This is a genomic window from Sorangium sp. So ce176, from assembly GCF_051519835.1.
In the GTDB taxonomy this organism is placed as follows: domain Bacteria; phylum Myxococcota_A; class Polyangia; order Polyangiales; family Polyangiaceae; genus Sorangium; species Sorangium cellulosum_G.
In genome coordinates this window covers 8,623,521-8,648,871 of the sequence record NZ_CP150371.1, presented here as the reverse complement: position 1 = coordinate 8,648,871, position 25,351 = coordinate 8,623,521, and the positions used below count along the sequence as shown (strand labels likewise).

Here is a 25,351-nt window from a genome sequence, read left to right as displayed (position 1 = left end):
TGAGGTTCGCCCGACCGAGGTTGAGGTTCGCCCCGGCGCCCGCGAGCGCCGCGGGCTGCGCTCAGGGCAGCTTGCCGCTCGGGAGGAGATCGTCGAAGGCGGAGTCGAACTCGTCCGCGATCATCTCCGCGCCGACGGCGCGCGCGGCGGGCTTCGGGACGTCGATGCGGCGCAGCCGCTCCGCGACGCTGCCGCGCGGGTCGCTGTAGCTCGGGCTCATCCGGGCGACGCGCTGGAAGTAATAGAGCGCCTGCTCGGGAACACCGAGCATCTCGTAGGCGTTCGCGATCTCGTACGTCAGCGCGAGCTCCTGCTCGACCGTCTTGTGCGAGGCGTGCAGCCCGCGGATGAGCGCGTCGATGCCCGCCTCGATGTCGCCCATCTGGAGGTGGGTCACGCCGATCATCGACTGGCAGACGCACTCCCGCCCCGGGTCGCGGGAGGCGAGCTCGAACTCGGCGATGGCGTCCGCGTAGAGGCCCATCTCCTTGTAGGCCACGCCGAGATCGTAGTGCGTCGACGCGTCGGACTCCGAGACCTGCGCCGCCACCCCCGCCTTGAACTGCTCGAACACGCTCTCGACGCTGACCTGTCGAGGATCGTCCTGGACGCCCGTCACCGAGCCCGGCGCCACCTCGAGCTCGTCGATCATCTTCAGCGACTCGGCGATGTCGAACGCGCGATCCTCGTCCGGCCGCTCGCTGCCGCGCGGGACGACCCGCGTGCCGCTCTGGTTGTCGGTCGCCACGCGCGTCTGCGACGCCAGCTCGGTGACCTCGCGCAGCCGCTCCATCAGGAGCGGGTGGTTCGGCAGCCGCGCGAGCTGCTCCTCGAGGAGGTTCCGCGCCTCCTCGAACATCCCGTGCTGCGCGAAGAACTCGACCTCCTCGAGCGCGTCCTCGTCCAGGGCGTCCGCGCGCCGCAGCGATCCCGGCGGCACCGAGCGGGCGGACGTCGGCCGAGCCGACGCCGGCCGGACCGACGCAGGCCGGACCGACGACGGGCTGTACAGGGCCGGCGGCGCGGCGAGCACGGGCGGCGGGGGCATCGACGACGGGGACGGCGCCGGCGGCGCCTGAGAAGCCGCCACGGCGAGCGGGTGCGCGGGCGAGCGGCTCGGGTTGACCGACGCGGTCTCCTCGTCGTCGTCGTCCTCGACCTCCTCGACGTCCTCGACCTCTTCGACCTCCTCGACGTCGTCGATCGGGAAGCTCGGCAGCGGCGGCTCGTTCGCGAACGGGTCGTCGAGGTGCGTGACGAGCTGCGGCCGCCGCGGGAGCGCCTCGACGACGCCGTCTTCGTCGAGGGTATACGCGGGCAGCGGCGCGTCGGGGTCGTAGAGGTCCTGGCTCGGCACCTCGGACGCGTACGCGTCGTTCTCGTCGGACGTCGGCGAGACCTCCGGGCCTGTGTGCTCCTCGTCGGCGAGCTCCTCCTCCTGCGGCACGGCGTAGCCGAGCAGGTTGAGCATCTCCGTGGCCTGGGCGTTCCCCGGATCGAGGAGCAGCACCTCGTCGAGCAGCCTCGCGGCCTCGTCGACGGCGTCTTCGCCGGCGAGCTGATGCGCGAACGCGAGCATCTCCTCGACCGCTCCGTCCTGGTCGCCCGCCTCGATCAGGATGTCGCAGAGCTTCTCGCGCAGCTCCCGCGCGGCTGGCAGCCGCGCGATGCCGCCCCTGAGGAGGGCGACCGCCTTGTCATACTGGCGGTCGCGCCGGAAGCTCTCGGCGTGGGCGACGAGCTGCCGCGGGCTCGCCACCGGGGTCGTCGAGGGCTGCGACGCGCGCAGCGGGATGGGCGCCGCGGACGAGGGCTCGACGTCCTCGACCTCGAGCTCCTCCGGCTCGTCGCCCTCGTCCTCCTCGAGCTCGACGTCGATCGACGCGCGCGTGCTCCGCGCCGCTCCGACCTGGGAGGCGAGCTGGCGGACGCCCTCGTCGTTCGGGGCGCGCGCGACCAGGGCGGAGACGAGGACGTTGAACTGGTCGAGCCGCCCCGCCTCCTTGGCGATGCGCGCCGACTCCTTCTGCACCTCGATCGCCTTGGCCGGCTGCCCGAGCAGGTCGAAGGCGCGGGCGAGGAGCGCGAGCGTCTCCAGATCCCGCGGGTTCTCCTTGAACGCGATCTGCAGCTTGGTGAGGGCCGACATCCCGTCGCTCGGATCGCCGCGGTCGAGGTAGATCTCGGCGGCCATGCGGGCGAAGCGGGCGTCCGGGCGGTGCTGCAGCAGGCGCTCGACGACCTTCAGCGCGTCGTCGCGCCTCCCCAGCTTGAGCAGGAGCTCGGCCGCCGTCCCGAAGCGCTGGATCGCGGCGTCGTAGTCGCGGACCCGGATCAGCGCCTCGGCGAGGCGGAGATACGCAAGCGGGTTGTTCGGATCGAGGTCGACGACCCGCTTGAAGATGTCGATCGCGTCGCGGTCCCGCCCCGCGCGGAGCAGGCGCGTCGCGACCTCGTCATAGGCCGCGAGCGCGTCGCTCGTGAGCCCGAGCTGCGTGTAGATCTCCGCGAGGCGCGGGACGATGTGGCCGAAGCGGTCCTCGTGCTGCGGGACGTGCTTGTGGATGATCTCGCGGATCTGCTTGTAAACGGCGATCGCCTTGAGCGCGAAGCCCTGAAGGGAGTAGAACTGGCCGACGCGCTCGTACGTGGTGATCGCCTCGACGTACTCCTCCGTCCGCAGGTAGAGGTCGCCGATCTTGAGCAGCGTCCGGACGTCCTTCGGATCCTCCGCGACCAGCTTCTGGTACTCGACGATGGCCTTGTCGAAGCGCTTCCGCTCGACAAACTTCTGCGCGGTCTGGAGTACCTTGTCGCGATCGACCGCCACGGCGATGGGAGTCTCCTACTGAGGGCAGCGAGGCGTTGCTCGGGCGCCCCGTCGGCATCCCTCACCTCACCTAAAAACACCTAGCCAATCCCGCTACCACGTACAAGCGCGTGGCATCGGAAGTTCCGGAAGCTACCGCCAAGGTGCTTGTTTGCAGCATGCGCTCCCGCGCGTCCTTGTGGGGAGCGCGGCGACCGCATGGCGCAATGGCGTCAGGCCCCCGCCCCGGTCGGACGCTAGGCAGGTCCGGTCGAGGCGTGTGGAAGAGCGCGCCCTACGAGGTAAAAGCGCGCCGATCAGCCGGGGAAGTGCGAAGATCACGGAGAAGACGGCCAGCGCCGCCATCCACGCGAAGACAGCTCAAAGCATAGCAGTCGAGCGACCTTCTTGCACATTTCTGCACACATCTCGGCACCTCGCCCGGCCGCGCGGTCGCGCCGCGCGCCCGCGCACCCGCGACGCGACCGCGCGCCTGACACCCCGGACGCGCTGACCTGACGGCGTCGGCGACGGCCGGGATGGCATGGATTCACGCTGCGAGCTCTGCTGTCGTCGGCGGCGTCGCTCGCGTCGCCTGCGCCGCGCGCCCCGAAGCGGGTTCCTGGGCGCGGCTGCGATCGCTCGAACAGGTGGTACGAGGTGTTCAGCATTCCTGGCCGGAGGGGCCGGCGGGGAGGCGCCGCGCGGGCGCGGCCGTGCGCAACGGTTGCGCGCCGAGCGCGCCGCGCCGGGCCGAGCGAGGGCGCCGGGGGGCCCGAAGTGGTGACCGCTTCTCGACCGCCCCGGCGAATGGACCTAGAGTTGGCCACCATGTCGCGCAGCCAGGCCTACCGCGCCCCGTTCGCTCCAGGAGAGGAAAATGCCGTCGACGCAGCGCTCTGCGAGCGGCTCCTCTCGGTCGCCCTCTCCAAGGGAGGCGATTACGCCGACCTCTTCTTCGAGTACCGGGCGGGGGGCGGGTTCACGTTCGACGAGGGCATCCTCAAGGCGGCGTCGCGCGGCGTGTCGATGGGGGTCGGCGTCCGCGTCCAGCGGGGCGACGCGACCGGCTACGCGTACACGGAGGACCTCACCTGGGAGGCGATGAAGCGCGCGGCCGAGACGGCGGCGCAGATCGCGACGGGCTCCGGCGGCAACCAGAAGATCGAGCTCCGCCGCCGCGAGCTGCCGGGCCGCTACGAGCTGCCCTTCGTCTCGCTCGACGTCCCCGGCCTCGACAAGCGAGCGCTGCTCGAGCGCGCCAGCGCCGCGGCGCTCGCCTTCGATCCCAGCATCGTCAAGGTGGAGGCCAGCTTCGCCGAGGAGGTGCGCGAGGTGCTCGTGGCCACGAGCGACGGGCGGATGGCGCACGACGTCCAGCCGCTGCTCCGCTTCGGCGTGCGGGCGCTCGCCGAGCGCAGCGGCAAGCGCCAGGAAGGCTCGAGCGGCGGCGGCGGGCGCATGACGACGGCCTACTTCGAGGGCAAGTCGCCGGAGTGGCACGCCGAGGAGGCGGCGCGCCAGGCGGTCGCGATGCTCGACGCGCGCGACGCGCCCGCCGGCGAGATGAACGTCGTGCTCGCCCCGGGCGACAGCGGCATCCTGCTCCACGAGGCGGTGGGGCACGGCCTCGAGGCCGACTTCAACCGCAAGGGGACGAGCAACTACTCGGGGCAGATCGGCAAGGAGGTCGCGAGCCCGCTCTGCACGGTGGTCGACGACGCGACCCTCCTCCAGTCGCGCGGCACGATCAACGTGGACGACGAGGGCCACGAGCCCGAGCGCAGCACGCTGATCGAGAACGGCAAGCTCGTCGGGTACATGCACGACCGGCTCTCGGCCAAGCACTACGGCATCACGCCGACCGGCAACGGGCGGCGCGAGAGCTTCGCCGCCGCGCCGATGCCCCGGATGACGAACACCATCCTGCTCGCCGGCCCGCACGATCCCGAGGAGATCGTGAGGTCCGTGAAGCGCGGCGTCTTCGCGAAGAAGTTCGGCGGCGGGCAGGTCGACATCTCGAACGGCGACTTCGTCTTCTCGCTGACCGAGAGCTACCTCATCGAGGACGGCAAGCTGACAGCGCCGCTCAAGGGCGTGAACCTCATCGGAAACGGCCCCGAGGTGCTCCGGCGCGTCACGATGCTCGGCCACGACGTGGCGACCTCCGACGGCATCTGGACGTGCGGCAAGGACGGACAGAGCGTTCCGGTCGGCGTTGGCTGCCCCACAATCAAGATCGATCTGATCACGGTCGGCGGAACGCGGATCGGCTGATTGCATCGGCCGGAATTCGGCTGATTTCTTCGATCGAAACACAGCGGAAACGTGAGCCTCGCCGCGGTGTTGGTGTGTTTAGCGCGGTGCGTCTTGCGGGCCCGACGCCGCACCCGTATACGGGGCGGACATGGCGCGTCGTTCCTTCATTGCCATTGTCGGACACGGACCTGACCTGGAGCGCGACGAGGGCGCCGCGTCGGTCCTGCGCTCGCTGGGCGCTGATGTGCGGACCCTCGACCTCTGGGACGATCCGCCGCGGCTCTTCGTCGACGACGAGAGCAAGGCGCGGGCGATCGTCGTCGAGGCGCTCGATCGACCGGACCTGGCCGCGGCGGCGCTGCGCGCGCTGCGCCGCGAGCCGCGCCTCGAGGAGGTCGGCGCGCTCGTCGCGGTGAGCGTGGCGCAGATCGCGCGGATCGAGCCGTCGAGCGGCTTCGACGACTTCCTGCTGGTGCCGTACGTGCCCGCCGAGCTCTACGCTCGCGTGCGCCTGGTCGAGTGGCGCCGCAGCGAGTTCGCGACCGAGGAGCGCGTGAAGGTGGGCGCGATCGTCATCGATCGCGCGGCCCACGACGTGTCGGTTGGCGGCATGCACGTGCCGCTCACCGCGAAGGAGTTCGCGCTGCTCTCGTACGTGTGCGAGCGGCGCGGCAAGGTTGTGTCGCGGACGGAGCTGCTCCGGCGCGTCTGGGGGAGCCAGTACGAGGGCGGCGCGCGGACCGTCGACATCCACGTGAGGCGCCTCCGGGCGAAGCTCGGCGCGGCGCTGCCGCTCGTCACGCTGCGCGGGGCTGGGTACCGGCTCGAATCGCCCCTGCCGGGCTCCGGCGGTCCCGAGGGCGGCGATGCGGCCCGCGCGACGCAGCGGGGCGGAGCCGGCGCGGACGCCCACGGTGACGAGCGCGGGGAGTCTCGCGACGAGCGTGACGAGGGCGACGAGGACGAGGACGGCGACGACGAGGGCGACGAGGACGGCGACGACGAGGACGGCGACGACGAGGACGGCGACGACGAGCGCGAGGACGCTGCGCGGGCGGAGCGGCGATCGGGGACGTCGGCGACCGGCGCTGCGACCACCGGGCGCGAGCGGCGTATCACCCGATGACGTCGCCTGACCGCCGCCGCGCTCCGCGCGCCGGCGCCGGCGCGGCGCGCGGCGGAGGTCGCTCGCGCAGCGCCGTGGCGCCGCCGATCGTCGCGATCAGCGTCGGTTGCCCCAGCGGGGTCGGCCCGGAGGTGTCCGTGGCCGGCGCGGCGTCCGTCGAGGGCGTGCGCTGCGTGCTCGTCGGCGACGAGGCGGTCCTCCGGCGCGCCGCGCGGCTCGTCCGCGTCGCCGCCCGCCGGCTCGTCGTTGTCGACGGGAGCGCCGCCGTCGCGCAGCTCGCGCCCGGCGAGATCGGCGTCTGGGCGGGCAGCGCGCGGCTCTCGCGGCCGAGCGCGTTCGGCCGGCCCGAGGCCGAGGACGGCGCGGCGCAGCTCGCGTGGATCGACATGGCGACCGACCTGGTGCGCGACGGCGTCGCCGCGGCGCTGGTCACGGGGCCCGCGTCGAAGCACGCGATCGCCACGAGCGGCGCGCCGGGGTCGGCGGATTTCCTCGGGCACACCGAGCACCTGGGGCGGCGGCTCCGCGCGCGCGAGGTCACGATGGCGTTCGCCTCGGGCAAGCTCGTGACCGCGCTCGTGACGACCCACGTGCCGCTGCGCGAGGTGCCCGAGGCGGTGAGCCCGCGCGAGGTGGCGCGCGCCGCGGTGTGGCTCGCGCGGCTGCTGTCGGATCTCGGCCGCGAGAAGCCGCGCGTCGCGGTCGCCGCGCTGAACCCGCACGCCGGCGAGGGCGGGCTGCTCGGCGACGAGGAGCAGGTGCGGATCGCGCCGGGGATCCGGCTCGCGGCGCGGCGGCTCGCGCGGTCGGGGCTGGCGGCGGAACTCACGGGGCCGGTCGGCGCGGAGACGGCCTTCCGGCTCGCGGCGCGGGGCGCGCTCGACGGGGTGGTCGCGATGTACCACGACCAGGCCACGATCCCGAGCAAGCTCCTCGGCTTCGGCGAGGCGGTGAACGTCACGCTGGGCCTGCCGATCGTGCGCACGAGCGTCGACCACGGAACCGCCTACGACCTCGCGGGCACGGGGCGCGCCGACCCGCGCGGCATGCGCGAGGCGATCGCGCTCGCGGCGCAGCTCGCGGCCGCGCGCTGACGCGGCCGCGCGCCGGCGCCCGTCAGCGCGCCGGCGCCCGTCAGCGCGCCGGCGCTCGTCAGCGCGCCGGCGCCCGTCAGCGCGCCTCGGGTCGGCGCTCGAGCACGGCCAGCAGCCGCTCGAGAGCCGGCAGGCTCACGCCGCGCTCGCGGCCGAGCGCGACGACGGTGGCGCCCATCGCGAGGTGCTGCGCGCGGAGCTTGGGCCCGAAGTGGACGTCGAGGAAGCGCAGCGCCTCGGGGGCCAGGAGGCGCACGAGCGCGACGCCGGGCTTCAGCGTGAGCGGGCCGATCGCCCGGGTCAGCAGCGTCGTCCACGGGGCCACGTCGCCCATCCGGCCCGCGAGCGCCGCGCACTCCTTCGTGGCCTCGAGCGCGGTGCCGAGCACGCCCTCGTCCGCGACGAGCGCGCTGGTGCCGCCGCCCGCGTCGATGGCGGCGATCAGCGGGAAGAAAGCGATCGTGGTGGCGAGGTTCTGCGCGCCCACGTCGCGCTCGAGCCGCGCCGGGATGTCGGCGATCGTGAGGCGACGCGCGAGCTCGTCGAGCGCCGGTCGCTCCGCGGGGGCGCCGCCGTCCTCGTCGATGAGCGTCGACGTGAACCCGACGATCCAGGTGCGGACCACGCCGCGCTCATCGAGGTAGCCCGAGACGCTCGGCATCGCGGGGGTGATGCGGCGCTCGGCGGCCTCCTCGAGCGCCGCGCGCTCCGGGGGCATGAGCGGCGTGAGCACCACCACGGGGGCGGCCGGCCCGCCGCGGAGGAGCTCCGCGACCGTCCTGCGCCCGTCGGCGCGCGGCGCGACCCCGTCGAGGTCGGGCCGGGGGGCGAGCTGATCGAAGCGCACGGTGACCAGGACGACGTCCGTGTCGGCCGGGATGTCGGCCGCGAGGCGCGGGCGCTCCAGCGTGTCGCGGCGATCGGCGCTGTTCACCTGCTCGATGACGAACGGCCGTACGTCCGAGACCCGCTCGGGCCGGACCACGAACGTGACGTCGTCTCCCTGGGCGGCGAGGCGTACACCGTAGATGCGCCCGAGCGCGCCTGCGCCCACGATGCTGATCCGCATGGCTGCCCTCGCTAGCGTGCGCGGCGCCGCGCGGGAAGGGGCGGTCGCCGACGGCGCCCGTCAGGGCGGCGTCAGAACGTCCGCTTCGAATCGATCAGGATGGTGACCGGGCCGTCGTTCTCGACGAATACGCGCATGTCGGCGCGGAAGCGGCCGGTGGCCACGTCGAGGCCGCGCGCCCGCAGGGCGGCGACGAAGCGCTCGTACAGCGCCTCGGCGCGCACGGGCTCCATCGCGCCGTCGAAGCTCGGCCGGAGGCCGCGGCGGACGTCGCCGAAGACCGTGAACTGGCTGATCGCGAGCACCCCGCCGCCGGGCACGTCCGCGAGCGCCCGCGACATCTTGCCGGCGTCGTCGCTGAACACGCGGAGGCCCGCGACCTTGTTCGCGACGTTGTCGGCGTCCGCGTCGTCGTCGTCCTTCGCGGCGCCGACGAAGACCACGAGGCCGCGCTCGATCGCGCCGACCACCTGACCGTCGACCTCGACGCGCGCGGCGAGCGCGCGCTGCACGACCGCGCGCATCGCTAGCGCTGGGCGGCGCGCGGGGCGGGGGCGGGCTCTGCGCCGTTGCCCGCGCTGAGCCCGAGCTCGCGCATCAGCTTGGCCGTGAGCTTGAAGTAGGTGCCGCGATCGTAGGGCTGGTTGAGGATGTGGAAGTCCTTGCGCACGAGGCCCACGCAGCCGAAGCAGTAGGTGCAGCCGGTGCAGTCGACCGAGCGCACGAGGTACGACGACTGCGTGCACCGCTCGGACGCGACGCAGTGGCTGCACGCGATGAGGTCGCGGCAGCCGCGGCAGTGCGTGCTGTCCGAGCTGCGCTGCGTGTCGACGCAGTAGTGGCACCGCTGCAGCGCCTTCGAGTTGCGGCAGAACGTGCAGTCGACGCAGCGCTCGCACGACACGCACGCGACGCACCGCTCGTTGCCGGTGCCCGTCTCGAACGCCTGGATCAGCTTGCGGAGCTCGGCCTCGAATTCCGCGCGCGTCATTCCGCCTCGCCGCTCGCTTCGGAGATGCCGTCCGCCGCGCCGGGCGGGATGGCCTGCGGGATCGACGGCCGCGCCTGGAAGCCCGCGTCGGCGGGGGCGCCGCCCGCGCTCGGGGCCTCGGGCCTGCCGCTCACCTGGCGGCGCAGCCGCTCGGCGGCCTCGCGCGTCGCGGGCTCCTCCGCGAACTCCTCGATGCGCCGCAGCCGCGACTCGAGCACGGCGCGCCGCTTCGGCAGCTCGCCGACGAGGATGCCGGAGAGCTCGTCGATCGCCTCCTGGATGCGCTGCTCGTCGCTGTGCTCGAGGAGCTGCAGGTACACGTCCTGCTCCGCGGGGAACGTGTGGCCGGCGCGGAGGAAGTCGTTCGCGGCCTTGGAGATGTTGGGCCGGCCCGACGCGCAGAGAAGCTTCGACAGGAGCTTCTGGCGCTCGACGGCCTTCGGGTCGCTCTGCGGAGGCGGCGCGAGGACGATGCGCCCCGGCGCCTTGGACGCGGCGTCGCGCCCGGACTTGACGCGCGTGCCCTTGCCGTCCTCTGCCTCCGGCTCCTTGCGCGGGGAGAACAGCGCCTCGAGCGCGGCGCGATGTTGCTTCGCCGCCCGCCGGTCCTCGCCGGTCTGGGTCGGGCGCGGCAGCCCCGCGCTGTTCGGCTGACCACGGCCATAGGCGGTGTGGAGCTCGGGATTGTGCCAGACCTTGGTTGCGTCTCTACGAATTCGCCGCATGTCGTGCCCCTGGTAACCTCGGAGCGATCATGGACGCGCCACCGGGTTCGGCTTCCGCATCCCGCGTGTGGCGCCCCGCTTGCATCGGTTGTGTGGTGATTGAGGCTGGTGCGTGTTGGACCGGGCTTCCCCCCGCGATCCGCGATGGCCCGGACGATGTTTCAAGGGACGCGACGCCCATCTCTCGCCGATCGCGTCGATCGCGGAGAAAGGGTCGCGCCGCAGTGCGCCGAGAGGTACCCGGCGGCGGACCGTGTGATGAGGGGCTCTGCCCCCACGCACCCCGGATCCGCGCTCACGACCCGACCGCAGTCGCGAGGTAGCTGGTTCCTACCACAGCCTCTGGTCAGCGCCGCAGAAAATTGGGCTGCCCTCCGCACTTCATGACATTCGGTCCCAGAGCTCCTCGATACGCATCGCTCCTCGATCCCTTCTGAGCTTCCGCGAGGGGCGTCCTGGAGACGCTGTGTCGAGGTCGCTGACCTCGTCCCAGGTTCCCTGTCCCCTGGTTGATTCAAGAAGCGGACCGCCGACTGCCTTTCCCAATCCCCATCCTGCGGACGGGCGGCGACGCCGTGTCTGGGAGATCCGATCCCAGGGTGGATGGCATTCGCACCCGACCCGACTGGAGCTTTCCATGATGAGCCTTCGATCCGTGAGCAGTGCAGGCGCGGCGCCGCTGGTCGCGGGGGAGCCCATGCGCAGCGCGGAGCCGCGCGCTCGCCTCACGCGTGCTCGCGCTGCCGTGCTGTCGGTGCTCGTGAGCATCGCGGTGCCGGCCGTCCCGGCGGGGCCGCTGCACGCGGAGCCGCTGCCCAGGGCGCACACCGCGGAGAAGGCCGGAGAAAAGGCCCGGGAAGAGGCCGGCAAGCAGGCCCGTCGCGAGCGCTCGCCGGCGAGCGTCGCGGGCGTGGAGCGCGCGGGACACGCGCGCGGGACAGAGGCGCGGGCGAGGCCGCGCCGCGGTGACGCCAGGGCGGCCTCTGCAGCGCGGGCGAGCAGGGATGAGAAGAGGGGCAGCGCGGAGGAGCGGAAGAGCCGCAGCGGCGGGAAGGCGCCGCGCGCGGCCGAGAGCGCGGCCGGGAAGGAGGCCGCCGCGGCGAAGGGGGCCCGGGAGAAGCGGAAGGAGAAGAAGAGGGCCGCGCGCACGGTGGAGAGCAAGCGGCGGGCGGCGAAGAAGGGGGGGAGCCGGGAGGGGGGGAGCCGCGAGGCGCCTCCGAAGCCGTGCCTCGGTCCGACGCTGTCGATCGATCGCAGCGGGATCGAGCCCGAGCGCCTCGAGCTCGTCGACTGCGCGGGGAGGCCGCGCGAGGAGGCCCGGCGCGCCCTCTCGTTGCTCGCGCGTCCGTGGGGCACGCCGCGGCCGTCGCTGCCCGACGAGCGCGCGCCTGCGCGGAAGCCGGAGGCGGCCAGCGGCAAGCGGCGGTCGGCCGGCGACAGGCGGGCAGCGGCCGGGGGCAAGCGGGGCGGGGAGCAGGCCGGGGAGATCGCGCCCGGCGTGCGGCTGCTCGATCCGGGGCTGCTCTCGCGCATCGACGCGCTCGCGCGGCGGTACCCGGGGCGGCTCGTGTCGCTCGTGAGCGGGTACCGGCCGCAGAGCCAGGGCAGCCTGCACCAGACGGGGCGGGCGCTCGATCTGCGCATCGCGGGGGTGCGCAACGACGAACTCGCGGCCGCCTGCCGCAAGCTCGCCGATACGGGCTGCGGGTACTATCCGAACAGCTCGTTCGTGCACATCGACGTGCGCGCGCCGGGGACAGGGAGCGTCTCCTGGATCGACGCGTCCGGGCCCGGCGAGGTGCCCCGCTACGTCACCGCGTGGCCGCCGCCGCAGGAGGAGCAGCGGGCGGCGCCGGAAGGGGGGTCCAGCGACGATGACGATACGGAGGAGGTCCTCCGGCGGGAGCGCCGCGAGAAGCCCGCGACGGCAGTGGCGGTGAGCGCCGGGCTGGAAAAGGCGGCGAGCGCGGTGCCGGAGAAGGCGGCGAGCGCGGTGCCGGAGCCGGAGAAGGCGGCGAGCGCGGCGCCGGAGCGGGAAAAGGGGGCGAGCGCAGCGCCGGAGAAGGCGGCGAGCGCGGCGCCGGAGAAGGCGGCGAGCGCAGCGCCGGAGAAGGCGGCGAGCGCAGCGCCGGAGAAGGCGGCGAGCGGCGCGCCCGCGCGCGGGGCACTGTAGTATCGAGACCCGATGGGCATCACGATCCCTCGCCGACACGCATCGACGGTCGCCGGTATCTTCGGTCCGCTTGCAGTGCACCGCCACGAGGTCGTGGCCGCGGACGCCTCGTATACCGCCTTCACCCTGGAGCTCCCGGACTGGATCTCCGTGGCCGCGATCACCGATGCAGGGGAGTTCGTCCTCGTGCGGCAGCACCGGCACGGCCTCGATGCGGTGACCATCGAGACGGCAGGGGGCATCGTCGACCCCGGGGAGGAGCCGGACGCCGCGGCGCCACGCGAGCTCCTGGAAGAGACGGGATATGCGGCGGCCTCGATCGAGCCGCTCGGGTGGGTGCACCCGAATCCGGCGCTCCAGGGGAATCGCTGCTTCCTCTACCTGGCGCGCGGCGCGAGGCGGGTCGGCGAGCCCGAGGGCGACGAGCACGAGAGCACCGAAGCCGTGGTGATGAGCGCAGACGAGGTGACCGCGGCGATGCAGGACGGCCGGATCAGCCACTCGCTCGCGGTGATCACCCTGCTGCGGGCGCTCGCCGTCGCGGCGGCGCCGCCGCGCTGACCGAGGCGCGCGCCGGACGCCGGCGACGGGACGCGGAGTAAAGTCCATGGCGCGCGGGCGCTCCGCGCGGAGGGAGATGCACGCCTCCTCCATCCATCGAGCGCGCGCGGATCCGTGGAGCTGTCTGTCGGCCCGCTCACGCGGCGATTCGCACCTTTGTCGTGGGGAGTAGGCGAGAGCACTCCCGCTGTGCGCGCACCTCGTGGGGACCCCTGGAGATGGAGCATCACCAAGCGCTTCGTCGCCGCGCTGACGCTGATGCTCCACGCGGAAGGCCGGTTATCGCTCGACGACGCTGTCTCCAGGTACGTGGACGGCGTCCCCCGCGGCGAGCAGATCTCCGTGCGGCAGATCATGAGTCACACGAGCGGGCCGTTCGACTTCACCTCTCGTCGATGCGACGTGCGCGCTCGACCCGTCCGCGGCGGGCACGCCGGCGCGCTGGTCTCGACCACCGGCGACCTCACGCGCTTCCACCGCAAGCTGCTCGACGGTACGCTGCTCTGCCCCGCAGTGCTCGCAGAGCTGACCACGTGCGTGGACGCGCCGCTCGGCGAGGTCGACGGATACGGCCTCTGACTGTCCCGTTGTGAATCCCCGCTCGACGTGTCGTACGTGCACGACGGCAGCATCTGTGGATTCACGTCGTCGTCCTATCACGCGATCGACAGCGACGCTTCAGTCACCGTGCTCGTCAACCTCGATAGCGGCGACGCTGGCAGGATCGTCGATGAACTGTCGAATGTCCTGATCATGCCCTGAGCCCGCGCGGGGGCGCTGTCACCAGAAGCCCGTCACGAGCGGGCGCCCGCGATGGCGTTGCCGTGTCCACCGCTTGCACACTGGCCACGGGAGGGCCCCGCTCGGCCGAGCTCGCCCGCGATGGGCAGCGCGCGGCGCGCAGTGCCGGCAGCCGCGGCGGCTCCGCGGCGGTGAAGTATCCTGCGCCCGATGCGCTCCCCCGACTCAGCCGGCGCCGATGCAGCCGGCCCCGGCGCCCCGCAGGCTCCCGCCCCGCGGGCGCCCCTCTCGCCCGCCGAGCTCTTCCACCGCGTCTTCGAGCTCCTCGCGGCCATGGAGGAAGCGCAGCGGGCCAAGGTCATCGACCTCGCGCGGCGCCTCGTCCCCCACCTCACGGCCGAGGACATCCGCAACCCGCACGACTTCCCCGACCTCGACGACCCCGACTGGCACTTCGAGGACGGGCAGCTCGCGGGGATCGAGGCCGTCCGGTTTGCGCTCCGCGGCCTCGCGAGCGATGTTCTGGGGGATGGCGAAGAGCGCGAAGCGCGAGCGAGACCCGAGATCGGCGGCCAGCCCCGCGAAGGCGGCGGCGGCGCGCAAGGCGAGTGAGGCGTTCTACCAGCCGTTCTCCGCGCTCCGGCAGCTCACCAAGCCCAAGCCGAAGCCCGCCGCGGCCGGCGCGCAGGCCGCGGCGCCCGAGGCGAAGCCCAGGGCCGCGGCGCCCGAGGCGAAGCCCAGGGCGAAGGCGCCCGCGCCCCACGGCGCCGGCGCGGCGCAGGCGGGCGTCGAGCCGGCGCCGCGGCCCGTCGACCCCGAGACCTTCGCCATCTACATGGCGGGCGTCCGCGTGCTCGAGGACCGCGTGAACCGGATCCCTGTCACCGCGAGCCGCGTCGAGCGGGCCGCGCCCCCGACGCTCGCGTCCGATCCGGACGAGGACGCGCGCTCGCGCATGCGCTCGCTCGTCATCGACGGGATCAAGTTCGAGATCACGGACGACAGCGAGCGCATCGAGGGCAGGCGGCTCGACGTCGACCCGCGCGAGCTCAGGCGGCTCCGCCGCGCCCGCTACGCGATCGACGGCACCCTCGACCTGCACGGCCTGCGGCTCGAGGCGGCGCGCGACGCCGTCGAGGTGTTCGTCTGCAAGCGCCAGCGCGACGGGGACCGCGTCGTCGCCATCGTCCACGGCAAGGGCACCCACTCGCCCCGCGGCCACGCCGTGCTCCGCGGCGAGATCGCCGCGTGGCTCAGCCACGGCCGCGTCGCCCGTCACGTCGCCGCGTTCGCGACGGCCCCGGACGCCGAGGGCGGCGCCGGCGCCCTGCTCGTGCTGCTCGCGCGATGATGAGGACATCGACGCGCGCCCACCTCGCCGTGGCGCCGGGCCCTGCGCGGCGACCGGCCACGCCCCCGGTGTGGACGGCCGCAGCGCTGCTCGCGCTGCTCGCCCTGATGCCCGCGTGCGCGGCGGCCCCGGCGGCGCCGCCCCCGCCGCCGCCGCGGGCTGCGCCGCCCCCGCCGCCGCCGTCCACGCTCGGGGACGGCGAGCTCGGCGAGCACCGCTCGGAGCGCTTCGATCTGCGGCTCCCGCTGCCGGACGCGCGCGGCTTCCGCGTCGAGGACGGCGAGGGCCCGTGGCTCGTCGCGACGCACGCCGCGTCGTCGACGTCGCTGCTCGTGCGCACATGGCGGGAGGACGGCCGCGCGAGCCGCGCCGCGTGCGAGGCGCGCGCGCGGCTCTGGCGCGACCTGCCGCGCCCCGACCGCAGCCTCACCGCCGTGGAGCGCCGGATCGACGTGCCCGAGGGCTTCGACACCGTCGTGGAGATCGGCGTCGCGGACGCCCCGCCCGGGGCGCCCATCGAGGGCTTCGCTGTCGCCTTCGGCGGCTACGGGCGGCGCTGCTTCGCCTTCATCGCCGAGACGCGCGCCGCCGGGCCCTCCGCCGAGCGGATCGTCGCCGAGCGGCTCGCTGCGGTGGTCGAGATCTCGCTCGGCGGCCTCCGCCTGGTGCGCGAGGTCGCGCCCGTGATGCCGCGCGAGCCGCTGCCCTGAAGGCGGGCAGCGCTGCCCTGAAGGCGGGCAGCGCTGCCCTGAAGGCGGGCAGCGGCGCTGCCCTGAAGGCGGGCAGCGGCGCTGCCCCGAACGCCGCACCGCCGGCCGCCCTGCCGCTCGGGCAGCGCCGCCGTCGCGCCGCCGGCGCTCAGCGGTAGACGCCGCCTCGCGCGCGGGACTCGAGCGCCGCGGCGAGCTCCTCCTCGCCGATCGACCACGCCTCCGCCGACAGCTCGCGCGCCTCGGCGGGCCGCAGCGCATCCACCGCGTGCGGCACGAGGCGCAGCCGCGACAGCGACAGGAGGCGCTCCAGCGCCTCGGACGTCACGCCGCTCCCGAGCTCCCTCCGCCACGCGCGATCGATCGCGTCGAGCCGCGAGGGGCTCCTCCAGGCGTCGGCGAGCACCACGCGGCCGAGCCGCGCGTCGATGGCGTCGATCCCCGTCGGCAGCGCGATGATCGCCTGCTGCGCCGCGCGCGCCGGATCGCCGAGGCCGAGCGAGAGCAGCGCCCGCGCCGCGTCGAGCAGGCGCACCTCGTCGGGCCGGAGCGCGGCGCGGTCGACGTGCGGCAGCCGATCCAGCGCGATCGCGTAGCGCTCGCGGCGCGCGGCGTCGATCACCTCGGCCAGCGCGCGCAGGACCCTCGCCGTCGGCGGCGAGAACCACGGATCCGCGCACGCGCGCGGCCGCTGCGCCGGGTCCTCGAGGTCCAGGGCGGCGGCGCGCCACACCGAGGCGCGCGCGTCGAGGACGGCGCGCGCCGCCTGCACCGCCAGCAGGAAGAGCGCGGCCGCGGGGAGCAGGCCCCGCGCGCCCCAGATCCCGCGGAGGAAGAAGCTCGCGACGACGATCAGCGAGAGCGCGAGGTAGAGCTGCAGCCGGCGCCTCGCGCCGCCGGCGGAGCCCGTAGCCCCGTCCACCGCGCCGACGACCTCGGCGCACCGCTCGAGCAGCCACGTCCAGGCAGATCCCACGTCCGGGCGATCAGGATGCCCTCCGCTACGCCTCCGCGCGAGGCCTTTCGATCGCCGCGCAGAGCGCCCGGGTGAAGTCGTCTGTGCTCGCCGCGCCGCCGAGGTCGCGCGTGCGCACCTGGCCGGCGCGGTAGACCTCCGTCAGCGCACGCTCGATCCGATCGCCCGCCTCGTGCTCGCCGAGGTGCCGCAGCATCATGACAGCGCTCTGCACGAGCGCCGTCGGGTTCGCGTAGCCCTTGCCCGCGATGTCCGGCGCCGACCCGTGCACCGCCTCGAAGACCGCCGCCTCGTCGCCGATGTTCGCGCCGGGCACGATGCCGAGCCCGCCGACAAGGCCCGCGCCGAGATCCGAGAGGATGTCGCCGTACAGGTTCTCCGTCACGAGCACGCCCAGCCGGTTCGGGTCGCGGACCATCGTCATGGCGGCCGCGTCGACGATCATCTCGCCGAGCTGGACCTCGGGGTGCCGGTCGGCGACGCGCCGCGCGCAGTCGAGGGCGAGCCCGTCGGAGAGCTTCATGATGTTCGCCTTGTGGACGATCGTCACCTTGCTCCGGCCGTGCTGCTTCGCGTACCGGAACGCGAACTCGGCGATGCGCGTCGAGCTGCGCTCGGTCGTGAGCTTGATGCTCTGCGCCACGCCGGGCAGGATCATGAGCTCGAGCCCGGCGTAGAGGCCCTCGGTGTTCTCGCGCACGATGACCATGTCGACGTCGAACCGCGGCTCGACGCCCGGCAGGCTGCGGATCGGCCGCACGTTCGCGTAGAGGTCGAGCGTCTGCCGGAGCGTCACGTTGACCGAGCGGAACCCGCCGCCGATCGGGGTCGTCACCGGGCCCTTCAGGGCGACCCGGTTCTTCCGCACGGCGTCGATGACGGGGAGCGGCAGCGGCGAGCCGGTCAGCTTCGCGACCTCGATGCCCGCGTGGTGGACCTCCCAGTCGACGGCGACGCCGGCGGCGGAGATCACGTCCTGCGTCGCCGTCACGACCTCGGGACCGATGCCGTCGCCGGGGATCAGCGTGATGCGGTAGGCCATGGGCCGTCCCTTAGCAGGTGCGCAGGGGGGAACAATGGGCAAGCGCGCGTGAGCGCCGACGGCCCGGGAGGCGCGGCGGCCCGGCGGCGGCGATGCGCGGCGCGCGGCGCGCGGCGTCGAACGGGGCAGGGGCGCGGGTGGGGGCAGGTGAACGATGCGGCCTTTTACAATCGCGCGCGACCTCGCTAGGGTACGCCCCCGCACGGCCTGACGGGCCGATGCCACTTTGGAGCCGGGCGCGGGTCGAGCCCATCGATCTTCGTCCAGGTTCCCCAACCAGGATGAAGGAGCGTGCTCATGCACCCTCGTGTCTTGAAAGGTCGCAGCACCGCGTTCGCGGCCTTCCTGCCTGCCGTGATCGCGTCGCTCTCGCTGGGGTGCGGTTACTCCGAGGAGGAGTGGAAGGCCCAGCTCGACAAGTACGGCCGCCTCCAGAGCCAGCAGCAGGCGACGGAGAGCCGCCTCGCCGAGACCCAGAAGGCGCTCGAGGCGGAGCAGGCGAAGGTCGCGGAGCTCACGAGGCAGCTGGAGGCGGCCGGCGTCGACATCAGCAAGCTGAACGAGAACCTCCAGGCGACGAGCACCCAGGTGTCGCAGCTCAGCTCGACGCTGGAGGAGCGGGAGAAGGCGCTCGCCGAGTTCAAGGCCCGCGCCCGCCAGCTCGAGCAGATCAAGGCGCGCTTCGAGACGCTGCGGAAGAAGCTGGACGAGCTCACGAAGCTCGGCCTGGCGGTGAACATCCGGAACAACCGGATGGTCATCTCGCTGCCGGGTGACGTCCTCTTCGACTCCGGGCGCGAGACGCTGAAGAAGGAGGGCAAGGACATCCTCGCCAAGGTGGCGACGGTCGTCAGGAACGATCCTTCGCTGCTCCAGCGCTACTACCAGGTCGCCGGCCACACCGACAACAAGCCGCTCGCGGGCGGCCAGTTCCGCGACAACTGGGGCCTGTCGCTGATGCGCGCGCGCGAGGTGCTGCTGTTCCTCGTCAGCCCGGCCGACGTCAAGGGCGGCGGCGGCGCGCTCCCTGCCGCGAAGTGGAGCGCCGCGGGCTTCGCCGATACCGACCCTGTCGCGACGAACGACACCGACGAGGGGCGTGCGAAGAACCGCCGGTGCGACCTCATCGTGGTCCCGAGCGTCGAGGAGATGCTCGACCTCAGGGCGATCACGCAGTAGCCCGCAATCGGGGCGCGCGCGGCCGAGGCGGCGCGCGCGCCCGCGGTCCTGCGTCACGCTCCGCGCCCGGCGGCGCCTGCGCCGTCAGGTGAGCTCAGCTCACACGCTCCGCTCCTCGCCGTCCGGCGAACGCCGGGCGGTCCTGCGAAACTCGCTCGGCGACTGGCCGGTCACCGCGCGGAACGCGGCGGCGAACGCGCCGAGGCTCTGAAAGCCGACGTCGAGCGCGACCCGCGTGACGCTGGCGCTCGGGCTCATGAGCAGGTCGATCGCCCGGAGCACGCGCGCGCGCGTGACGAAGGCGCGCCACGTGACGCCGGTCTCCTCGCGGAACCGCCGCCGCAGCGTCCGCTCCGTGGCCCCGGCGAACGCGGCGGCCCGCGAGAGATCGGCGCGCGAGACGTCGCGGAGCGCGCACTCGATCGCCCGCTGCACGGGCAGCGTGCTGCCGCGGGGGAGCCGGTACGTGGCGCCTCGATCGAGGAGCGGCCCGAGGATGTCCGCCATCGCCGCGAAGAACGTGTTGGCCGCGACGTCGTCCGGACGGCGCGCCACCGGCCACCGGCGCGCGTAGATCACCATCTCGCGCAGCAGCGCGGGCACCTCGAAGACCCTCACGGACGCGACGGGGCAGGGGAATGCGGCGGGATCGAAGTAGATCGACACGATCGCCGCGTCGCGGCAGGCCGTCGCGTGCCGCTCGCCCGCCGGGATGAGCGCGGCGCGCTGCGGGGGGAGCAGGAACGAGGCGTCGTCGACGTCGAGCCGCGCCGTGCCAGCGAGCGCGTAGAGCAACTGGTGCCGCTCGTGCGTGTGCCAGGCGTAGGCGGCTCCCCGCAGCTCATCCTCGTAAGCGAACGCGCGCGCGGGCGCCTGGTCGAGCCCGATCTGCACGAGCCGCTGCGTTGTCTCCGTCGGGGTCAGGACGCGGGAATGCAAGACGTGGCCTCCCGGCGGCGATCTTTGTCCGCTCGTCGGCAGCCGTCCAGACGCATCCCGGCCATCCTCGATCCGCATGACACACGCGGATCCGACGCATGATGCGCTGATACTGGAACAATTCACCCGCCAGGCGAGGCCGTTCGCCGAGGTCCGGGCCCACTCGGCGGAGGACGCGATGGCGCTGCTGCTCGACGCGCTGGCCCCGTCGCCGAGCGATACGGTCCTCGACGTGGCCTGCGGGCCGGGGATCGTCGCCTGCGCGCTGGCGCCGCGCGTGGCGAGCGTGCGGGGGCTCGACATCGTGCCGGCGATGCTGGACGAGGCGCGCCGGCGGCAGGAGACGCTCGGCCTCTCCAACGTCGCATGGGAGCTCGGGGACGCGAGCCGCCTGCCGTATCCGGACGAGAGCTATCGTCTGGTCACGACGCGTTACAGCTTCCATCATCTGCTGGATCCGCTCGCGACGCTGCGCGAGATGGCGCGCGTGTGCCAGGGGAGCGGGCGAGTCGCCGTGATCGACGTGGCGCCCGCCGAGGACAAGCGGGACGCGTACGATCGCGCCGAGAAGATCCGCGATCCGTCGCACGCGCGCGCGCTCACCGAGCGCGAGCTCTGCGCGCTGTTCGACGCGGCGGGCCTCGAGATCGAGAGGCTGGCGCGGTACGGGCTCGAGATGGAGCTCGAGGCCTCGCTCCGGGCCTCGTTCCCGGCGCCGGGCGGGGCCGATCGGCTCCGGGCGCTCTACCGCGCCGACGTGGGCGTCGATGCGCTCGGCGTCGGCGCCGAGCTCCGGGGGGACGAGATCCGCTTCGCCTATCCGATCGCGGTGCTGGTGGGACGCAAGCGAGGCTGAGGGCGCTCCGCGGCTCAGGGGACCGGCGCGGCCGGGCAGGAGGGGTCGGTCGTCACCTCGACGTCGTCGACGTGCAACGTCTCGCGATCGAGCGGCGCGTCGCAGATGCCGCTGGTCCCTATCTTGAACGAGAGGTGCTGGGGCCTGCCCGCCGTGCGCGGATCCAGGCAGATCGTCTGTTGCGTCCAGCTCTCGCTCGCGGGCAGCTCGGCGCCCGGCGTGGACGAGGCGGTCGCCGCGCTCAGGTGGCTCGTGCGGTACCAGAACTTCAGCGCCGGGCCGGCCGCCCCGTCGGGCTCGGGCACCGTGAACACGGTGGAGGCCGAGGGCTCCCGGCACGGCTTCCGCACCGACAGCGCGAGCGAGACCTCGCCGGAGCGCGCGGCCGCCGGGTCGACGGGGAGCGCTGCGCTGGCGCCCGTTGTGTCGTCGTCGTTCAGGACCCATGTCGGCGCGAGGCCCTCGCCGAGGCTGGCGTTCTCGAAGCCGGGGTCGAAGATTGGCGCTTCCTCCGGGCAGCGATCGTCGGAGACGAACGCGATGTCATCCACCGAGAAATCCCGCTTGTTCTCGTCCGTGCACGTCTGGCTGCCCCGGTTGCGGTAGGCGAAGGCGAGCCGGTGCGCCATGCCCAGCGCCCACTTCGGCAAGCAGACGTGGGAGACCTGCGCCTCGCCCTTGCCCGCCAGGGCCGTGAGCTGGTGCGTGCTCAGCAGGACGTTGACGGTGGCGCCCGCGCTGCCCTGGCTCCAGATGCGGAGCGCCGGCTTCGGGAGCGCGGCGGACGGTAAAGGCGCCGAGACCGTGCCCTCCAGGGTGGGATACTGGCAGAACAACGTGGTGGCGATATGCCCGCCCAGGCCGCCGCGCTGGCCCAGGCCGCCCTTCACCTCGGAGACGCCGTTCTCCGGGGTCGCCGTCCAGCCGGCGGCCCCTCCCTCGAAATCGCCGTTCAGCACCTGCCCCGGCGGCGGGCACTCGTTCATGGCGCCGCGCTGGATCGCGACGTCATCGAACGCGAGCGTGTAGCCCTGCCCGGTCGCGTCGTCGCAGTGGGGAGAGCGCCGCGAAGGCCCGAGGAGCAGCTCGACGGGCCCGCCGTAGGCGCGCGCTCCCAGGCACACGCGCTGGGGGGCGAAGGACGACGAGGGCATGAGATCGATGTTGCTGAAACTGCCATTGATCCGGACCCCGACCCCGGGGGGGCCGATGCAATCCATCATCGAGTCGCAGCCGATGCGCGCGGCGAACGTGAGCACGAGCGGCTCGGCGCACGCGAGATCCGGGATCGTGAGCTCCTGAGAGAAGCCGGCCATCTCGCACAGCGCGTCTCTGCCGATGACCCCGGCCCCCGGGTTGCCGTTGCCCTCGGCCTCGGGAGAGACGAGCGCGGCGCCCGTGGTGCTCCAGGCGTCTGCGCTCTGAAACGAGGGATCCGCCGGGCCGCCCTGCCACACGCACTCGCCGTCGACCACCGCGTACTCATCGGTGCAAGCGCAGCCCAGGATACATGCGCCGTCCACGCAGCGCAGCTCGCCGTCGCACTGACCCTCGGCGCCGCACGGGCAGCTTTCCCCACCGGGCGGGCAGTCCGCGCCGCCCGCGCCGTTGCCCGTGACGCCGGTGCCCCCGCCGACGCCGCCCGCGCCGCCGGCGCTCTCTGGACCGCCTTCGCCTCCTGAGCCACCTCCGCCCGCGTCGCTCGACGCCGCGGGGGCAGGGCCCCGCTCCGCGTCGGAGCAACCGCTCGCGAGCGCGCCGAGCAAGACCCAGCCGCAGCAGGTCAACGCGCGTGTCCTGAAGACCATCAAATCAAGCTAGCGACCGAACCATGGTGTCGCAAGGTATACACCCTTTTCAACAACAAGAGAGTGAGATAAGGAGAACAGGAGACTCATATAAGGATATTTCTCAAGTGATATCGGGCAAAACCGCAGACGGCGGCGCGCCCTCGACGAGATCGATCGCGCGGCGAGGGCTCGAACAGCGTAGTTCGGGCGCGAGCGCCCGAGAGGCAACTCACGACGTGCTCGCGAGGGAGCGCGCGTCAGCTCCCGGAGGGCGCGCCGGCCGGGTCGAGCGGCGAGACGGGGGTGCCCCCGGCGGCGTGCGCGCCGAGGAAGGCCCGCAGCTCGGCGAGGAGCGGCCGCGGGTCGCCGACGAACGGCAGGTGATCCTGGCCCGGCAGCTCGACGTAGCGCGCGCCGCGGAGGAGGCCGGCGAGGTCGCGCCCGGCCGCCGCGGGCACGGCGCGGTCCCCGGCCCGGTGCAGGACCAGCGACGGGGCGCTCACGTGGGCCAGCGCGGGCCGGATGTCGGTCGCCGCGTGGGCCCGGAGCATGCGCGCCGCCCCGCTCGGGCTCGCGCCGAGCCGCAGGTACGAGGCCCAGAAGCGCCGGAGCTCGCCGTCCTCCGCCGCGGACGGGGCGAGGCGATCGAGGAAGAGCGGCTCGCCCCAGCCGGTCCGCACCGCGTGCTCGGCCTCCTCCGCGTCCTCGCCCGTGAGGCCGAAGAGGCACCCCGGCCAGGCCGCCATCTGCGCCGCGCTCCCGAGCGCGATCAGCGCGCGCGCCCGCGCCGGGCGCGCCGCCGCGAGCAGCGCGCACGGCGCGAACCCGGCGCCGACGCCGAGGAGCGCCGCCCGCTCCACGCCGGCCGCGTCGAGCACGGCGAGCAGATCCTCGGCCTGCTGCTGGGCCGGCGCGCCGGCGCCCTCGCGCTCGCTCATCCCGGTGCCGCGCTGGTCGAGCACGATGAGCCGCGACCACGCGCTGAGCTCGGCGAAGAGCCGGAACATCGGCGCGTGCTCCCACGCGGCCTCGACGTGCGTCACCCACCCCTGGACGAGCACCAGATCGATCGGCCCGCCGCCCACGACCTTGTAGGCCAGGCTCGCGTCGGCGCGGGTGGCGAAGCGGGTCTCGGCGTCGCGCGGCTGCGCGGACGCCCGCCTGGAGGGGACCGTCTCGGCCCCGGCGGCGTCGAGCCCGCGCCGCATCGCGCCGGCGATCTGCGCGTAGGCGCCCGACCAGGCCCGCGCGGTGGCCGGCGTCCACGCGTCCCCCTCGAGCTCCTCGAGCGCCTCGAGCAGCGCGCGCCCCACGGCGTCGAAGTGCTCGGGCAGCGCGGCGTAGGCCGCGTGCCGGCGCCCGAGCGCCTCGAGCAGCTCGAGCAGCTTGTCCGGCGCGCGCAGGTTGTCGAGCACGAGCTGCAGCGTCGCGGCGAGCTTGAGCCGCTGCTCGCGCATGTCCGGCGGGAACAGCGCCCGCAGCGCCGGCTCCAGGGAGAAGAGCCGCTCGTAGAAGCGCGCGACGAGCGCCTCGGCGCGCGAGGCGAGGCGCGCGAACGAGGCGCGCACGACGTCCGCGTCCGTCTCCTGCGCCCCCGCCGCGCTCGCCGTGCTCGAGGGGGGGCCGGCGCGCACGATCTGGAACGCCCGGCAGAGCGCCTCGGTCTCCTCGAGCCCGGCCTGCACCTCCTCGGCCGACGCGAAGCGCGCCCCCGGCACGCGCAGGACGCAGCGGTCGATGACGTCGGCGAGCATCTCCGGGACCTCGGGGCAGATCGAGCGCAGCGGCGGGAGCGCCCGCGCCGTCACCCAGCTCGCGATGGCGTGCAGGTCGAGCCCCGCGTGAGGCAGCCGGCCGGCGCACAGCTCGTAGAGGACCAGCCCGAGCGCGTAGACGTCGGACTGCGGCGTGGCCGTGGTCCCGGCCCAGAGCTCCGGCGCGAGGTAGAGCGGCGTGCCCATCATCATGCCGCCGTCGGTCAGGTTGACGGTCGCGACGGCGCCGAACACGTCGAGCCCCTTGGGGATGGCGGTCGTCACCGCCGACATGTCCGCGCGCGGCGGGGGCGCTGGCGCGGCGGGGGCGCTCGGCGCGGCGCCCCCGCTCTCCGGGGCGCGGCGGGCGGCGCCGGGCTGATCGACGAGCTTGGCGAGGCCGAAATCGAGCAGCTTCACCTCGCCGCCCCCGTCGAGCATCACGTTCGCCGGCTTGATGTCGCGGTGCAAGACGCCCCGCCGGTGCGCCGCGGCGAGCCCGCGCGCGAGGCCGAGCGCGATGCGCAGCGCGACCTGCCACGGGACCGGCTTCGGGAGCAGCTCGAGCGGCTCGCCCTCGACGAACTCGTAGGCGATGTACGGCCGCCCGCGCACCTCGCCGATCCGGAAGACGGCGACGACGTTGGGGTGCTGGAGGCGCGCGATCGCGCGGGCCTCGACGCGCAGCCGCTCGATGGTCCTCGGATCGGGGGTGTCGGCGGCGACGAACTTGAGCGCGACGGGCCGGTCGAGGACCTCGTCGTGCGCGAGGTACACGTGCCCCATGCCCCCGCGGCCGAGCGACCGGATCAGCCGGTAATCGTCGAAGGTCGAGGGCGGCGTCCAGGGGACCGACGACGACGGCGGCGGCTCTGTGTCGCACGGGGGCCGCTGCGTGGAGGGGACGAGGAGCGGCGCGTCGATGTCGCTCTCGCTCGGGCTCGCCGAGACCAGGGCGCGGCACTCGGCGCAGCCGTCGACGTGCCCGCGGACGCCCTCCGCGGCGTCCTGCGGGAGATGGCCCTCGAGCCAGGCGGCCAGGGCGTCTTCGGGCGGGCACGGGCTCATGCGCTGCTGTTCTCCGAGCGGCATTCTCTGTGCGCGCTGTGGGCAGCGCAATGGCCGCGCGGGAGCTGCCGCGCTGGACCCACCCGTGGACGACCGCGCTGGCGCGCGGCGTCGGCCATGCCCTGGTCCTTCCGGAAT

General features: G+C 73.8%; 22 protein-coding genes. 12 read left to right on the top strand and 10 right to left on the bottom strand.

The genetic code is table 11. From position 1 onward, the window contains the following. Nucleotides 1-61 precede the first annotated feature (61 nt). Nucleotides 62-2,830, bottom strand: a complete 2,769-nt coding sequence (locus tag WMF42_RS32640; protein ID WP_437686750.1) for a tetratricopeptide repeat protein — start codon at nt 2,828-2,830, stop codon at nt 62-64. 810 nt (nt 2,831-3,640) lie between these two features. Between WMF42_RS32640 and WMF42_RS32635 the strand changes: the two genes are divergently transcribed. The 3 genes from WMF42_RS32635 to pdxA all read left to right on the top strand — a co-directional run bounded on the left by WMF42_RS32635 (nt 3,641) and on the right by pdxA (nt 7,288). Further along, entirely contained in the window at nt 3,641-5,086 is a 1,446-nt protein-coding gene (locus tag WMF42_RS32635) for a TldD/PmbA family protein (protein ID WP_061610321.1), read from the top strand. Nucleotides 5,087-5,216: 130 nt separating this feature from the next. After that, a complete protein-coding gene (locus WMF42_RS32630; protein WP_233562015.1) occupies nt 5,217-6,194 on the top strand; it encodes a winged helix-turn-helix domain-containing protein in 978 nt (325 codons plus the stop codon). Then, the gene (gene pdxA, locus WMF42_RS32625; RefSeq protein ID WP_437686747.1) at nt 6,191-7,288 is read left to right on the top strand and encodes a 4-hydroxythreonine-4-phosphate dehydrogenase PdxA; all 1,098 of its coding nucleotides are present in this window, start codon (nt 6,191-6,193) and stop codon (nt 7,286-7,288) included. Before WMF42_RS32630 ends, pdxA begins: the two co-directional genes overlap by 4 nt. Nucleotides 7,289-7,364: 76 nt before the next feature. On the opposite strand, the gene WMF42_RS32620 is transcribed toward pdxA, so the two are convergent. The 4 genes from WMF42_RS32620 to WMF42_RS32605 form a co-directional block, all read right to left on the bottom strand. After that, a complete protein-coding gene (locus tag WMF42_RS32620; RefSeq protein WP_061613305.1) occupies nt 7,365-8,357 on the bottom strand; it encodes a ketopantoate reductase family protein in 993 nt (330 codons plus the stop codon). Between the two features lie 71 nt (nt 8,358-8,428). After that, nucleotides 8,429-8,881 carry a D-aminoacyl-tRNA deacylase gene (gene dtd / locus WMF42_RS32615; RefSeq protein WP_061613304.1) on the bottom strand — a complete coding sequence of 151 codons (453 nt, stop codon included), beginning with the start codon at nt 8,879-8,881 and terminating at the stop codon, nt 8,429-8,431. A 2-nt stretch (nt 8,882-8,883) separates the two neighbouring features. Beyond that, nucleotides 8,884-9,348 (bottom strand): hypothetical protein, encoded by a 465-nt coding sequence (locus WMF42_RS32610; protein WP_061613303.1) that lies wholly within the window; start codon nt 9,346-9,348, stop codon nt 8,884-8,886. Beyond that, nucleotides 9,345-10,073, bottom strand: a complete 729-nt coding sequence (locus WMF42_RS32605; protein WP_437686744.1) for a hypothetical protein — start codon at nt 10,071-10,073, stop codon at nt 9,345-9,347. The genes WMF42_RS32610 and WMF42_RS32605 overlap by 4 nt, the downstream gene beginning before the upstream one ends. Nucleotides 10,074-10,710: 637 nt before the next feature. Here WMF42_RS32605 and WMF42_RS32600 point away from each other — a divergent pair. The 7 genes from WMF42_RS32600 (at nt 10,711) to WMF42_RS32570 (ending at nt 15,609) form a co-directional block, all read left to right on the top strand. Continuing rightward, a complete protein-coding gene (locus WMF42_RS32600) occupies nt 10,711-12,246 on the top strand; it encodes a DUF882 domain-containing protein (protein WP_437686742.1) in 1,536 nt (511 codons plus the stop codon). Nucleotides 12,247-12,258: 12 nt separating this feature from the next. Then, a complete protein-coding gene (locus WMF42_RS32595; RefSeq protein ID WP_437686740.1) occupies nt 12,259-12,807 on the top strand; it encodes an NUDIX hydrolase in 549 nt (182 codons plus the stop codon). A 189-nt stretch (nt 12,808-12,996) separates the two neighbouring features. Further along, a complete protein-coding gene (locus WMF42_RS32590) occupies nt 12,997-13,386 on the top strand; it encodes a serine hydrolase (protein ID WP_155799125.1) in 390 nt (129 codons plus the stop codon). Nucleotides 13,387-13,422: 36 nt separating this feature from the next. After that, complete coding sequence (locus WMF42_RS32585) at nt 13,423-13,569, top strand: hypothetical protein (protein WP_437686738.1); 147 nt, start codon at nt 13,423-13,425, stop codon at nt 13,567-13,569. Between the two features lie 189 nt (nt 13,570-13,758). Then, entirely contained in the window at nt 13,759-14,160 is a 402-nt protein-coding gene (locus tag WMF42_RS32580; protein ID WP_061613298.1) for a hypothetical protein, read from the top strand. Further along, nucleotides 14,078-14,899, top strand: coding sequence for a Smr/MutS family protein (locus WMF42_RS32575; protein ID WP_437686736.1), 822 nt, complete (start codon nt 14,078-14,080; stop codon nt 14,897-14,899). Before WMF42_RS32580 ends, WMF42_RS32575 begins: the two co-directional genes overlap by 83 nt. Next, nucleotides 14,896-15,609, top strand: a complete 714-nt coding sequence (locus tag WMF42_RS32570) for a hypothetical protein (protein WP_437686734.1) — start codon at nt 14,896-14,898, stop codon at nt 15,607-15,609. Before WMF42_RS32575 ends, WMF42_RS32570 begins: the two co-directional genes overlap by 4 nt. Nucleotides 15,610-15,757: 148 nt before the next feature. Here WMF42_RS32570 and WMF42_RS32565 read toward each other — a convergent pair whose 3' ends face one another. Both WMF42_RS32565 and WMF42_RS32560 read right to left on the bottom strand, forming a co-directional pair. Beyond that, nucleotides 15,758-16,585, bottom strand: coding sequence for a hypothetical protein (locus WMF42_RS32565; RefSeq protein ID WP_061608403.1), 828 nt, complete (start codon nt 16,583-16,585; stop codon nt 15,758-15,760). A 25-nt stretch (nt 16,586-16,610) separates the two neighbouring features. Continuing rightward, complete coding sequence (locus tag WMF42_RS32560; protein ID WP_061608404.1) at nt 16,611-17,627, bottom strand: isocitrate/isopropylmalate dehydrogenase family protein; 1,017 nt, start codon at nt 17,625-17,627, stop codon at nt 16,611-16,613. A 297-nt stretch (nt 17,628-17,924) separates the two neighbouring features. Here WMF42_RS32560 and WMF42_RS32555 point away from each other — a divergent pair, with 297 nt between their 5' ends. Continuing rightward, nucleotides 17,925-18,806, top strand: coding sequence for an OmpA family protein (locus WMF42_RS32555; RefSeq protein ID WP_061608405.1), 882 nt, complete (start codon nt 17,925-17,927; stop codon nt 18,804-18,806). A 99-nt stretch (nt 18,807-18,905) separates the two neighbouring features. Here WMF42_RS32555 and WMF42_RS32550 read toward each other — a convergent pair whose 3' ends face one another. Further along, complete coding sequence (locus WMF42_RS32550) at nt 18,906-19,745, bottom strand: AraC family transcriptional regulator (protein ID WP_233561498.1); 840 nt, start codon at nt 19,743-19,745, stop codon at nt 18,906-18,908. Between the two features lie 76 nt (nt 19,746-19,821). On the opposite strand from WMF42_RS32550, the gene WMF42_RS32545 reads away from it, so the two are divergent. After that, on the top strand, nt 19,822-20,601 hold the full coding sequence (locus WMF42_RS32545) for a class I SAM-dependent methyltransferase (RefSeq protein WP_061608407.1): 780 nt from the start codon (nt 19,822-19,824) through the stop codon (nt 20,599-20,601). Between the two features lie 14 nt (nt 20,602-20,615). On the opposite strand, the gene WMF42_RS32540 is transcribed toward WMF42_RS32545, so the two are convergent. After that, a complete protein-coding gene (locus WMF42_RS32540) occupies nt 20,616-22,409 on the bottom strand; it encodes a hypothetical protein (protein ID WP_437686730.1) in 1,794 nt (597 codons plus the stop codon). A 239-nt stretch (nt 22,410-22,648) separates the two neighbouring features. Beyond that, on the bottom strand, nt 22,649-25,213 hold the full coding sequence (locus WMF42_RS32535; protein ID WP_437686728.1) for an alpha/beta fold hydrolase: 2,565 nt from the start codon (nt 25,211-25,213) through the stop codon (nt 22,649-22,651). Nucleotides 25,214-25,351 lie beyond the last annotated feature (138 nt).